We start from the raw sequence: 12,639 nt of genomic DNA on the forward strand, positions 1-12,639 counted from the left end.
GACGCTCAGGCGGTGTCCGGCCGCTGTTCCCCGGGGGACAGCGCGGCCAGTGCCGCCGACACGGCGGCACCGGCCCGCAGGTCCAGCCGGATGCTCGTGCCCCGCGCACGGTGCCGCATCTCGTCGGCGGCGAGCGAGAGCAGCTGCGGCAGCAGGTCCGTGCACCGGCGGGCCACCCAGCCGGTGCCGGCCGTGGCCAGCCACCACAGGCTCGCCGCCGGGGTGGGCGCCGGGGACCCGGGTTCGGGCGACGGCGCGGGCCCGGTCGCGATCCCGCGCGCCGCCAGCAGCGCGTGGAACCGCAGGGCCAGCTGCCGGTGCCCCGGCTCCCCGGGGTGCAGCCGGTCCGCGCTCCACATCGTGCGGTCGGTGGTCCACTCGCCCTCGCACGCGTGCAGGTGCACCGCGCCGTACCGGTCGGACAGCGCGTGGACCACGGTGTTCACCGCCCGCTGCCGGCGGGCCAGCGGGCGGGCCAGCGCCCCGGGCAGTCCCAGCATCGTGCCGGGGTCGGGCAGGCACGCGGTGAGCAGCACGGCGCCCTGTCCCGTGCAGGACGCGTACACCCGGTCGAGCCGTGCGGCCACGGCGTGGATGTCGAAGGTGCGGCGCAGGGTGTCGTTGACGCCGACGACGACGGACACGAGGTCGGGCCGCAGCGCCAGCGCGGCGGGCAGCTGCCCCTCGAGCACGTCGCGGGTCTGCGCCCCGCTCACCGCGAGGTTGGTGAACCGCGCGGGCTCCGGCCCCAGCGACTCGGCGAGCAGCGCCGCCCAGCCCCGCCACCGGCCGCCGACGCGGTCCCCGACGCCCTCGGTCAGCGAGTCCCCGAGGGCCACGAACCGCGGGGGTCTCATGAGAACCCCCCGGGCACGGCGGGCCGTACCGGAGTCGCGCCCGTCCGCTCGTCCGGTGCCGCGGGCCGGACCGGGCCCGCCGTCCGCACCGCGGTGGCCGGTGCGTCGTGGGCCGCGAGGAACGCCGCCACCGAGGTGTCCCAGCCGAAGCGCCGCGCACGCGCGCGTGCCGCCTCGCGCCGGTCCGGCCCGGGCCGTTCCAGGAGCAGCTCGACGGCCTCGGCGAAGGCCTCGCCCCGGTCCTCCGCGACCGCGCCCGAGGTGCCGATCACCTCCGGCAGGGCCGACGACGCGCTCGCCACGACGGGCGTGCCGCACGCCATCGCCTCCAGTGCGGCGAGCCCGAAGGTCTCGGCGGGCCCCGGCGCCAGGCACACGTCGGCGGTGGCCTGCAGCGCGCCGAGGAGCCTCCGGTCGCGGACGTGGCCCAGGAAGGTCACCGGCAGGCCGCGCTCCCGCGCGTGCCGTTCGAGCCGCGCCCGCAGCGGCCCGTCGCCGGCCACCACCAGCACCGCCCGCCGTCCGCGCCGCCGCAGTGCCTCCAGCGCGTCCAGCGCCGTGCCCGGACGTTTCTCCGGGGACAGCCGGGAGCACATCACCAGCAGCGTCTGCGCCGCGTCCGCGTACCGGGCCCGCAGTCCCGGGTCGCGCAGGGCGGGGTGCCGCTCCACCAGGTCGACGCCCAGCGGGGCGCGGACGACGTTGCGGGCCCCGATGCGCACGAACTCCCGCTCGGCGAACTCGGTGGTGCACACCACGCGCGCGTACGTGTGGGCCGTACGGGTGTTGAGGGCGTCGGCGGCGCGCCGGGCGGCGCCCCGGGGCAGTCCCCAGGTGCGCAGCACCCCGTCGGCGGTCTCGTGGGAGACCATGACCGCCGGGACCCGGGCCCGCCGGGCCCACTTGCCGGTCCAGCGCAGGGTCGTGCGGTCGGACACCTCGAGGCGGTCGGGGGCCAGCTCCTGGAGCAGGCCGGCGATCCGTGCCCGGTCGGTGAGGACGCGGTAGCCGCCGGTGCCGGGCAGCAGCGGGGCCGGCAGGGTGATCACCCTCCCCTGCTCGGTCTCGCGGTCGCTCTCCCGCTCACCGGGGACGACGAGCACGGGCTGGTGGCCCGCCGCGCGGTAGCCCTTGCCGAGCTCCCGCAGCGCGGTGCGCAGTCCGCCGGAGGCGGGTGCGACGAAGTTCGCGAGCCGCACGATCCGCAGCGGCCCGTCGGTCCGCACCCGCCCGCGGGGGCCCGTCCGGCCGCCGGCGCGCACCGGAGCGGTGGTGCGCGGCGAACCGCCGTCCGCCGGCGTCCCGCTCATGCCGCCACCGCCGTCCTGCGCCCGGCGAGCACATCCGCGTAGTGTCCGATCAGCTGGTCGCCGACGGCGGCCCAGGTGCGCCCCTCGACCGTCGCGCGTCCGGTCGCGCCGTACGCGGCCCGCAGCCCGGGATCGGCGGCCAGGGCCCACACCGCGTCGCGCACGGCGTCGGCGTCGCGCGGTGGCACGAGCAGTCCGGTGCGCCCGTGGGCGACCAGGTCCAGCGGACCGCCCGCCGCGGGCGCCACCACGGGCACACCGCTCGCCATCGCCTCCTGCACGGTCTGGCAGAAGGTCTCGAACGGTCCGGTGTGCACGAAGACGTCCAGCGAGGCGAAGAGCCGGGCGAGTTCGTCGCCGGTGCGGCGGCCCAGGAAGAGCGCGCCGGGCAGCGCCTGCTCCAGTCCCGGCCGGCTGGGCCCGTCGCCGACGACCACGACCCGCACCCCGGGCAGGGCGCACGCCCCGGCCAGCAGCTCGACCTGCTTCTCGGGGGCGAGCCGGCCGACGTAGCCGACGACGAGTTCGCCGTTCGGGGCGAGCGTGCGGCGCAGCGCCGCGTCGCGGAGGCCGGGCCGGAACCGGGCGGTGTCCACACCGCGCGGCCACAGCTTGACCCTGGGCACGCCGTGCGCCTCCAGGTCGCGCAGGGCGGCGCCGGACGGAGCCAGGGTGAGGTCGGCGGCCGCGTGCACGGAGCGCAGGCGCCGCCAGGCCGCCGCCTCCCCCGCGCCCATGTACGTACGGGCGTATCCGGCGAGGTCGGTCTGGTAGACGGCGACGGCGGGCAGGCCGAGGCGGGTGGCGGCCGCCATGCCGCGCACGCCGAGGACGAAGGGCCCGGCCAGGTGGACGACGTCGGCCCGGTGCTCGGCGATCGTGGCGGCGAGCCGGCGGCTGGGGAGTGCGACGCGGACCTGGGGGTAGCCGGGGAGCGGGAGGGAAGGGACACGGACGACGGGGCACGGTGCCTCGTCGTCGGGCGCGCCGCCGGCGGTGGCGGGGGCGACGACGACGGGGGTGTGACCGCGGTCGACGAGGTGCCGGGCGGTCTGGAGCGCGCAGTGGGCCACGCCGTTCACATCGGGGGGAAAGGATTCGGTCACGATGACGACACGCATACCGGTGTTGTCGCCGCGCCGGACGTGGTCACGTCAAAGTGGATCTTTCCAGGCGGGGAACGCGCCGTGAGCGTTGCGCCCCGCACCCGGGCAGGCCAGGCGGCATCCACGCACACCTGACCCGCGGGTCATCCCTCGTTCACACTGCGCGCCTCCGGGCGGGTCACACGGTGGTCTCCTCGGGACCGATCCGGCTGCGCACCGCGGTCTGCACCTCGGCCTCCTCGGCCGGGTCGGCGGCGAGCCGGCGCAGGCGCTCGACGACCCGGGTGTCCCCGGTCTCGGCGTGCCGGGCGGCGATCTCGCGGGTGGACTCCTCGCAGTCCCACAGGCACTCGACGGCGAAGCCGGTGCCGAAGGAGGGGTCGGTGGCGGCGAGGGCGCGCGCGGCGCGGCCCCGCAGATGGGACGAGGCGGTCTCGCGGTAGACGTGGCGCAGGACGGGGGCGGCGCAGGTGATGCCGAGACGCCCCGCGCCGTCGACGAGGGTCCACAGGGTGGGGGCGTCGGGGCCCTCTCCCCGCACCGCCTCGCGGAGCGCCGCGAGCACCGGCTCACGGTCCTGGCCCCCGCCCCGGCAGGCGAGGACGCGGCCGGCGGCGGCGCCCAGCGGGTCGGGCCGGCGGACCCAGCCGCGCGCCCGGTCGACGGCCGCGAGGCTGCGCATGCGTTCGAAGGCGTCGACGGCGGCCTCCACGACGGCCGGCGAGCCCGTGGCCACGGCGCCCTCGATCAGCTCGAGGGCGTCGGGGTCATTGCTGTCGGCGAGGTACCGCAGGGCGGTGCACCGGGCTCCCTCGGTGCCGTCCTCGGCTGCCCGGACGATCTCGGGCCGGTCCTCGGGGCCCGCCACGGCGGTGAGACAGCGGGCCGCCGGGACGTGCAGCGCGGTGCCGCGTTCGACGCCCTGCTGGGCCCACTCGAACACGGCGCGCACGCTCCACCCGGGGCGGGGCCCGGTGGGGCGCATCTGCCGCTGCCAGCGGTCGAAGCAGCCGGCCTCCTGGGCGGCGCGCACGCGCGTGGCGACGAAGGGGCGCGGATCGTCGGCCCACAGCCGCCAGGGCCTCGGCTCGAAGGCGTCGCGGACGGTGGCGGCCAGTTCCGCTTCGCCCTCGGCGTCGGTGGCGAACCGCGCCAGCACCGGGGCGGCGAGGGCACGCAGGCCCGCGTCGTCGTCCCTGAGGGCGAGCTCGTCCAGGGCCCAGGCCCAGTTGGTGCCGTGGGCGGCGTACCTGCGCAACAGCTCGAGCGCGTCCCGCCTGCCGTAGGAGGCGAGGTGCCCGAGGACCGCGAGGGCGAGTCCGGTGCGTGACTCGTCGGTGTCGAGGACGTCCTCGGGGTCGAAGAGGTGGGCCTCGATCGCGTCCAGTTCACCGTGCAGATCGAGGTAGAGGCGGGCGTAGTAGAGGGAGCGGTTCTCCACCTGCCAGTCGTGGCGCGGGTCGCGCAGCACGCAGTGGTTCAGCGCCGCGAGCGCTTCGGCGCGCGGGGCGGTGAGCGCGTGCAGCGTGCCGTCGCCACGACCCCGCTGGAGCAGGCCGAGCAGCGTACCGCTGGGCGCTATGACCGGATCGAACATGGGAAACAGCCTCACATCAAGCGTCGACGCAACCGGGGACGTGCATTACCTGGCCGCGTGACAACACGTCGGGGCGCCCGCCGTTTCCTGCTTGCTGTAGACCATCTCTCTCTGCCTCTCGTCGGTGGCCCGTGCGGGCCGCATCACGGCCCGCGCGGTGCGGCAACACCTGCCCAGCCCTCGCGTCCGTGAATCACGTCGTCATGATGACCCGGCGGTCACATCTCCCGCGACCGAAATTTCGGCGGCCCCGTACCGCCTCCCCCGTTTTCCTCGTTTTCGCTGGTCAGAGCGTGTCGCTCAGTGCTCGCCGAACAGGTCGAGCAGTTCCGTCCGGCCGAACATCCGGGCCGTGTCGACGGCCGAGGGGGTGCCGGCGGACGGGTCGGCGCCGCCCTTCAGGAGAGCCTCGATCACCTCGGCCTCCCCCTTGAAGACCGCCCCCGCGAGGGGGGTCTGGCCCCGGTCGTTGACGCGGTCGGCGTCGGCGCCGCGCTCCAGCAGCGCGCTCACCGTCCGGGCGTGGCCGTGATAGGCGGCGAGCATCACGAGCGAGTCGCCCCGGTCGTTGGTGAGGTCGGCCGGGACCCCCGCGTCGACGTAGGCCACGAGCTCCTCGGTCCGGCCGCGCCGGGCCAGATCGAAGATCTTGGTCGCCAGCTCCACGACCTCGGGGTCGGGGGCATCGGTCATCGGCCGGACCACCTCTCATTACGCGGCACATCGTGCACCGGGGACGGGGCGTACGTCTGCGAGCGGTGCAGAGCCGTACGGGTGAATCGCCAGGGTACTGGCTCGCGCGGCACATGAGCCGATGTGCCCGAGGTAAAGATCACGGCAGAGCCGCCCGGGCGCAAGCGCACCGGCCCGCGGGTCGGACGAACGATCGGAGGGCGATCCTCCGATCGGGCGAAAACGTCAAAAATCCACCCAGTTGCACCTTTTATCGTATAGACACATCCTGTGATCCTGGAAGTACTCATGGTGACTGTCCCCGCGAACCAGGAGAACTCACATGATCATCTCGATCTCATGCGTGGTCCTGCTCGGCATCGTCGTCTTCATCTTCTTCCGCAAGGACGGACTGAAGGCGTCACACGCGCTGGTGGCGATGCTGTTCGGCTTCTATCTGGCCAGTACGGCCATCGCACCCAGCATCAAGGCGGGCGGCGAGAGCCTGGCCAGCCTGCTGGGCGGATTCAAGTTCTGATCCGCCTCCCCACGCCCCGCCCGCCCGTACGCACCCTCTGGAGGCAGCAGTGGCCCGGCGCCCCCTCCCCCGCATTCTGAGCAACGGCAGCGCGCAGCTCGCCCGGAGCCGGGAGCTGGCCAGGACGGCGGCCGACAGCGCCACGGACGTCCTCCACCCGCTGATCACCATCGCGCGCGGTCTGCGCCGGCTGGCCTCGGCCGGGCGGCGCAGGTGGGCCAGCACACCCAAGGACAAGCGCGGCCCGCTGCTCTTCCTGATGACGTCGGTCGTCCTGGTCGTGGCACTCGCGCCGTACGGTCCGCTGCTCTCCGTCATCACCCTGATGGCCGCCGCGGCCTGGCAGGGACGGGACCGCGCCCCGGCGGCACCCGAAGGGCCCGACGAGGCCCAGGCCCTGCGCCTGAAGTCGCTCTACGAGGCCCTGGTGCCGTACTTCTCGGCCGCCGAGGACCCGGAACCGCTCTACGCCCACGGCGGCGACTGGGAGAAGGCCTTCCCCCGGTACGAGTTCGACGGCACCGGCCGCGTCACGCACCTGGTGATCAGCTATCCCGCCTACTTCGCCGACGGCGAACCGGAGTCCCGGGCGCGGATCGAGCACCTGCTCAGCGCCAAGTCGGGGCGCGGCCGCGAGTACCACTTCGCGTGGGACGAGGAGGGCAACCGGCTCACGGTCCGCGTCCTCGCGCCCCTGCCCACCGACATCACCGCCCAGCCCTTCGTCACGTCCCCCGGCGAGACGGTCCTCGGCTTCACCGACCCCACCCGGGTGCGGCGGACGCTGCCGCTCACCCACGGCGAGGAGCGGCGCGACGTTCCGCCCGTCGTCTGGCGCACCGGCGTCCGCTCCACCGAGCCCCATCTGCTCGCGCTCGGCCAGCCGGGCAGCGGCACCTCGACCCTGCTGCGCTCCATCGCCCTCCAGGCCCTTCACCACGGCGACGTGATGATCGTCGACGGCGGCGGCACCGGTGAGTACGCCTGTCTGACCGGCCGGGACGGCGTGCTCGCCGTCGAGTGCGGGCTGACGGGGGCGCTGGCGAGTCTGGAGTGGGCCGCGCACGAGACGGAGCGCCGGCTGAACGCCGCGAACCGCGCCCACCAGGCGGGCGATCCGCCGCCCGAGGACACCAGGCGGCCCCTGTGGATCCTGCTGGACCGGCCGAGCGCGTTCACGCACCTGGCCGCCGCGGAGGGCCGTGAGGATCCCCAGTCGCTGCTCCACGTCCCGCTGCGGCACGGCCGCCCGGCGAACGTCACCGTGGTCGTCGCGGACCAGCTCGACAGCCTGGACGCCCTCAGCGCGCCGGTGCGGCAGCACACGCGTGCGCGGGTCGTCCTCGGTCCCGCGACGGCGGAGCAGCTGGAGGCCGTCCTGGGCGCGCCCCCGCACACCACCCCCGTCGACCAGGTCCCCCCGGGCCGCGGCTACGCCCGCCTGGGCGCGGGGCCGGTCCACCGCCTCCAGGTGCCGGCCACGCCGGACCCGTACGACGACGCCACCAGCGACGCCCACCGGCGGGCCGTGCTGGAGCTGTTGCCGCCGCGCACGACCCCGGCGGAGGACGCGGTCCCGCCGCGGCCGGCACCGGAAGGCCCGGAACCGGAGCGGACGGCCCCGGAGGCGGTTCCGGCGGGGTCCGTGCTCCTGGACAAGCTGCCCGTGGATCCCGTGCCCCTGGAGAAGGCGCCGGTGGAAGTGGAGAAGGCACCGCCCGGGAGGACGCCGCTCGAGGAGTCACCGCTCGAGAAGCCGCTCCCCGACGAGCCGTCCCCCCTGGAGGCCCCCTCGCAGAAGGTGCCCGCCGAGGCCGCCGGCCCGAAGGACATGGCCGCGGCAGCGGCCCCCAAGGAAGCGGCGGTCGCGGAGTCCTCCTAGCCCGCCCCGCCGTGACCGCCCCGCGGCTACGCCACGAACGTGCGCGGCGCCTCCGCCCCGGAGGTCCCGCCGGTCTCCACCACCCGTGCCGCCGCGGCCAGCCGCACCGCGGCCTCCTCCGCCACCGCGCCGCCCACGGTGAACGGCAGCCGCACGTACCCCTCGAACGCCCCGTCGACCCCGAAGCGCGGCCCGGACGGCACCCGCACCCCGACCCGCTCCCCCGCCTCGGCCAGCCGTGAGCCCGAGAGCCCGCCGGTGCGCACCCACAGCGTGAGCCCGCCCGCCGGGACCTCGAACTCCCAGTCGGGCAGCTCCCGCCGCACCGCCGCGACCAGCGCGTCCCGGTTCTCCCGGGCCTGGGCGCGCCGCGCCTCGACGGCCCGCTCCCAGCCGCCCGTGCCGAACAGCCAGTTCACCGCCAGCTGCTCCAGCACGGGGGTGCCCAGGTCGGCGTAGGCGCGCGCGGCGACCAGGCTGCGGATCACGTCGGGGGCCGCGCGCACCCAGCCGATGCGCATTCCGGCCCAGAAGGCCTTGCTCGCCGAGCCGACCGTGATCACCGTGGACCCGGCCGGGTCGAAGGCGCACACCGGGCGCGGCATCTCCACGCCGGGGTCGAGCCACAGCTCGCTCATCGTCTCGTCGGCGACCAGCACCGTCCCCGCCGAGCGCGCCGCGTCCACCAGCCGGCGCCGCTGGTCCTCGTCGGCGAGCGCACCGGTCGGGTTGTGGAAGTCGGCGACGACGTACGCGATCCGGGGCGCCGCCTCCCGCAGCACCTGCCGCCAGCGGTCCACGTCCCAGCCGGTGAGGCCCTCGGCCATGGCCACCGGGACGAGCCGGGCACCGGCCTCCCGCATCAGCTGGAGGATGTTGGCGTAGGACGGCGACTCGACGGCGATGCGCTCGCCGCGCCCGCCGAAGAGGTGGCAGATGGCGTCGATGGCGCCCATCGCCCCGGTCGTCACCATGATCTGCTCGGGCATGGTCGGGATGCCCCGCGCGGTGTAGCGGTCGGCGATCATCGAGCGCAGCGCGGGCAGCCCGGCGGGATAGTCGCCGTGGGTGTGCGCGTACGGCGGCAGCTCCTCCAGGGCTCCCTGCACGGCGCGCGTGAGCCACGGCTCGGGCGCGGGCAGCGCGGCGCAGCCGAGGTCGATCATCGAGCCGAGGGCCTCGGGCGGCAGCGGTTCGAGGCCCCGCGCGGGCACCGGGTTGCCGGCCGGGACGGCGGTCCAGCTGCCCGCGCCGCGCCGCGACTCCAGGAACCCCTCGGTGCGCAGCGCCTCGTAGGCGGCGGCGACGGTGGTGCGGCTGACGGACAGGGCGAGGGCGAGCTCCCGTTCGGCGGGCAGCCGCGCGGCGACCGGGACGCGCCCCTCGAGCACCAGCAGCCGGATGCCGTCGGCGAGCGCGCGGTAGGCGGGCGGGCGGCGGGTTCCGGGGCCGGCCGGGCGGTCCTGCTGGGAGGTGAGCAGCCGGGCGAGCTGCGCGGCGCCCACCGCAGAGGTCCACTGCGCCATGAGAATCAGTCCACCTTTCCCGGATTGGCCATGGATGACGTCTCCGTCCACGCCACAGGGTGTCATGCATCGGTCCACTTCCACCACAGGGGGGCACGCGTTGTCCAGCCAATCGCCCCGGCGCGGGCATCTCGCACGCCGGTTGTTCCAGCTGTACGCCGGACTGGCGCTGTACGGCGCGAGTTCGGCGCTGCTCGTCAGGTCGGGATTCGGACTCGAGCCGTGGAACGTGCTGCACCAGGGCCTGTCGGAGCGGACCGGGCTGTCGATGGGCGTGGTGCTGACCGTGGTGGGCGCGGCGGTGCTGCTGCTGTGGATCCCGCTGCGGCAGCGGCCGGGGCTCGGCACGGTCTCCAACGTCCTGGTGATCGGCGCGGCGATGGACGCGACGCTGGCCGTGGTGCCCGACGCGCACGGTCCCGCCGCCCGCGTGGCGCTGATGGCGGCGGGCATCGTGCTGAACGGCGCGGCGACCGGGTCGTACATCGCGGCGCGCTTCGGCGCGGGCCCGCGCGACGGGCTGATGACGGGGCTGCACCAGCGCACGGGGGCGTCCGTCCGCCTGATCCGCACGGCCATCGAGATCACGGTGGTGGCCACCGGCTTCGTCCTCGGCGGCACCGTCGGCGCCGGCACCCTGCTGTACGCGGTGACCATCGGCCCGCTCGCCCAGCTGTTCCTGCGGGTCTTCGCCGTCCCCCCGGCATCCGGCGGCAGCACGCTCGTTGCCACGGGTCAACCGCGGCGCGCGATACTGCGTCCGTGACCCCGCGGATACGCCACCCCTACCTCGACCATCCCGGCCCGATCGCCTTCGCCCACCGGGGCGGGGCGGCGGACGGCCTGGAGAACACCGTGCGCCAGTTCCGGTGCGCCGTCGAGGCGGGCTACCGGTACGTCGAGACCGACGTGCACGCCACGCGCGACGGCCGGCTCGTCGCCTTCCACGACGCGACCCTGGAGCGGGTGACCGACGGCGCGGGCCGGATCGCCGACCTGCCGTGGCGGGAGGTGCGGCAGGCGCGCGTGGCGGGCGAGGAACCGGTGCCGCTGTTCGAGGAGCTCCTGCAGACCTTCCCCGAGGTGCGCTGGAACGTCGACGTCAAGGCCGAAGCGGCCCTCCTGCCCTTCCTGGACCTGGTCGGGCGCACGGACGCCTGGGACCGGGTCTGCCTCGGCTCGTTCTCCGAGGCCCGCCTGGTGCGCGCGCAGCGGCTGGCCGGTCCGCGCCTGGCCACCTCGTACGGGACGCGGGGCGTGCTGAACCTGCGGCTGCGCTCGTGGGGGCTGCCGGCCGCGGTGCGCCCGTCGGCCGTGGCCGCCCAGGTCCCCGAGTCGCAGTCGGGCATCCGGGTGGTGGACCGCCGCTTCGTGCGCGCGGCCCACGCGCGCGGGCTGCAGGTGCACGTGTGGACGGTCAACGAGCCCGACCGGATGCACCGGCTCCTGGATCTCGGAGTGGATGGCATCATGACCGATCACATCGACACACTGCGCAAGGTCATGGAGGACCGCGGCGTCTGGGTCTGAGACCCGGTCCCCGACGGTTCCGCGCGTTCACGGGGAAGCGAGGGGCACGGGTGGGCACCGACACCGTGCGGTCACCGGCGGCGGACGAGGCCGCCGGCCGGCGGCGCGAGCAGCGCGGCTGGTACTTCTACGACTGGGCGTGCTCCGTGTACTCCACGAGCGTGCTCACCGTGTTCCTCGGCCCCTATCTGACGTCGGTGGCCGAGTCGGCCGCGGACGCGGAGGGGTTCGTCCACCCGCTGGGCGTCCCGGTGCGCGCGGGGTCCTTCTTCGCGTACGCGGTGTCCCTGTCGGTGATCCTGGCCGTGCTGGTGATGCCGCTGGTGGGCGCCGCCGCCGACCGCACCGGCCGCAAGAAGCCGTTCCTCGCGGCGGCCGCCTACACCGGGGCCGCGGCGACGACGGGCATGTTCTTCCTCGGCGGTGAGCGCTACCTGCTGGGCGGGGCGCTGCTGATCGTGGCGAACGCGGCGCAGTCCGTGGCGATGATGCTCTACAACGCGTACCTGCCGCAGATCGCCCCGCCCGAGGAGCGCGACGCGGTCTCCTCCCGCGGCTGGGCCTTCGGATACGCGGCCGGGGCCCTGGTCCTCGTCGCGAACCTCGCCCTCTACACCGGTCACGACGCCTTCGGCGTCTCCGAGGGCACGGCGGTCCGCATCTGCCTGGCGTCGGCCGGTCTGTGGTGGGGCGCCTTCGCGCTGATACCGCTGCGCCGGCTGCGCGACCGCCGCACCCCCGCGCGGGAGGCGTCCCTGCCGGGCTTCCGGCAGCTCGCGGCGACCGTCCGCGACATGCGCCGCCACCCGCTGACGCTCGCCTTCCTGCTGGCCTACCTGGTCTACAACGACGGCATCCAGACGGTGATCTCGCAGGCCTCGGTCTACGGCTCCAAGGAGCTGGGGCTCGGGCAGTCGACGCTCATCGTCGCCGTGCTGCTGGTCCAGGTGCTGGCCGTGGCCGGTGCGCTGGCGCTGGGGCGGCTGGCCCGGCGGTACGGGGCGAAGCGCACGATCCTCGGCTCGCTGGTCGCCTGGACCCTGACGCTGGCCGCCGGGTACTTCCTGCCCGCCGGTGCCCCCGTGTGGTTCTTCGTGCTGGCTGCCGGGATCGGCCTGGTCCTGGGCGGCAGCCAGGCGCTGTCCCGGTCGCTGTTCTCCCACCTCGTACCGCCCGGCAAGGAGGCCGAGTACTTCTCGGCGTACGAGGTGAGCGACCGGGGGATGAGCTGGCTCGGGCCGCTGCTGTTCGGGCTCACCTACCAGCTGACGGGCAGCTACCGGGACGCGATCGTCTCGCTGGTGGGCTTCTTCGTGCTCGGGTTCGTGCTGCTCGCCCGGGTCCCGGTGCGGCGGGCGATCACCGACGCGGGCAATCCGGTCCCCGAAAGGATTTAGCACTGGACGCGAAAGGGCGGTAGTGTACGCGTTTGGCCTACCAGGCGTACCGTTACTGCGCGTCAAAGATGCCGAAACGCGGTGTCACATCTGTCGACAGACGTGACAAACCGGGCGTCGGTGGGTACTGCACTGGTTGACAAGGCTGCGGCTACGACGGCGACGCATGACCCGGAACGGGACTCGGAACGGGAATCTTTACCGCCGACCGGACGTTGACCGGA

General features: G+C 75.0%; 11 protein-coding genes. 5 read left to right on the forward strand and 6 right to left on the reverse strand.

From position 1 onward, the window contains the following. Positions 1–5: 5 nt before the first annotated feature. The 5 genes from GL259_RS08085 to GL259_RS08105 form a co-directional block, all read right to left on the reverse strand. The gene (locus tag GL259_RS08085; protein ID WP_159530593.1) at positions 6–857 is read right to left on the reverse strand and encodes an SGNH/GDSL hydrolase family protein; all 852 of its coding nucleotides are present in this window, start codon (positions 855–857) and stop codon (positions 6–8) included. Beyond that, entirely contained in the window at positions 854–2,167 is a 1,314-nt protein-coding gene (locus tag GL259_RS08090) for a glycosyltransferase (protein ID WP_243762273.1), read from the reverse strand. Before GL259_RS08090 ends, GL259_RS08085 begins: the two co-directional genes overlap by 4 nt. Continuing rightward, complete coding sequence (locus GL259_RS08095; protein ID WP_159530595.1) at positions 2,164–3,288, reverse strand: glycosyltransferase family 1 protein; 1,125 nt, start codon at positions 3,286–3,288, stop codon at positions 2,164–2,166. Before GL259_RS08095 ends, GL259_RS08090 begins: the two co-directional genes overlap by 4 nt. 163 nt (positions 3,289–3,451) lie before the next feature. Beyond that, positions 3,452–4,870 (reverse strand): HEAT repeat domain-containing protein, encoded by a 1,419-nt coding sequence (locus GL259_RS08100; RefSeq protein ID WP_159530597.1) that lies wholly within the window; start codon positions 4,868–4,870, stop codon positions 3,452–3,454. A gap of 300 nt (positions 4,871–5,170) precedes the next feature. After that, entirely contained in the window at positions 5,171–5,563 is a 393-nt protein-coding gene (locus GL259_RS08105; RefSeq protein WP_166461445.1) for an ankyrin repeat domain-containing protein, read from the reverse strand. Positions 5,564–5,885: 322 nt separating this feature from the next. On the opposite strand from GL259_RS08105, the gene GL259_RS08110 reads away from it, so the two are divergent. Beyond that, a complete protein-coding gene (locus GL259_RS08110) occupies positions 5,886–6,080 on the forward strand; it encodes a hypothetical protein (RefSeq protein WP_159530601.1) in 195 nt (64 codons plus the stop codon). Between the two features lie 49 nt (positions 6,081–6,129). Next, positions 6,130–7,962: a hypothetical protein gene (locus GL259_RS08115; RefSeq protein WP_159530603.1), complete on the forward strand. Its 1,833-nt coding sequence runs from the start codon at positions 6,130–6,132 to the stop codon at positions 7,960–7,962. Positions 7,963–7,988: 26 nt separating this feature from the next. Here the strand turns inward: GL259_RS08115 and GL259_RS08120 are convergent, their stop codons facing one another. After that, complete coding sequence (locus GL259_RS08120; protein WP_159530605.1) at positions 7,989–9,488, reverse strand: PLP-dependent aminotransferase family protein; 1,500 nt, start codon at positions 9,486–9,488, stop codon at positions 7,989–7,991. A gap of 64 nt (positions 9,489–9,552) precedes the next feature. On the opposite strand from GL259_RS08120, the gene GL259_RS08125 reads away from it, so the two are divergent. From GL259_RS08125 to GL259_RS08135, 3 genes are read left to right on the forward strand one after another with little or no spacing between them, the layout of a single operon-like run. Beyond that, a complete protein-coding gene (locus tag GL259_RS08125; protein WP_243762274.1) occupies positions 9,553–10,254 on the forward strand; it encodes a hypothetical protein in 702 nt (233 codons plus the stop codon). Further along, entirely contained in the window at positions 10,251–11,018 is a 768-nt protein-coding gene (locus GL259_RS08130) for a glycerophosphodiester phosphodiesterase (RefSeq protein ID WP_159530609.1), read from the forward strand. The genes GL259_RS08125 and GL259_RS08130 overlap by 4 nt, the downstream gene beginning before the upstream one ends. A gap of 50 nt (positions 11,019–11,068) precedes the next feature. Further along, entirely contained in the window at positions 11,069–12,415 is a 1,347-nt protein-coding gene (locus GL259_RS08135; RefSeq protein WP_159530611.1) for an MFS transporter, read from the forward strand. The last annotated feature ends 224 nt before the right edge of the window (positions 12,416–12,639 follow it).

It is taken from the genome of Streptomyces sp. Tu 3180 (assembly GCF_009852415.1).
GTDB lineage: Bacteria > Actinomycetota > Actinomycetes > Streptomycetales > Streptomycetaceae > Streptomyces.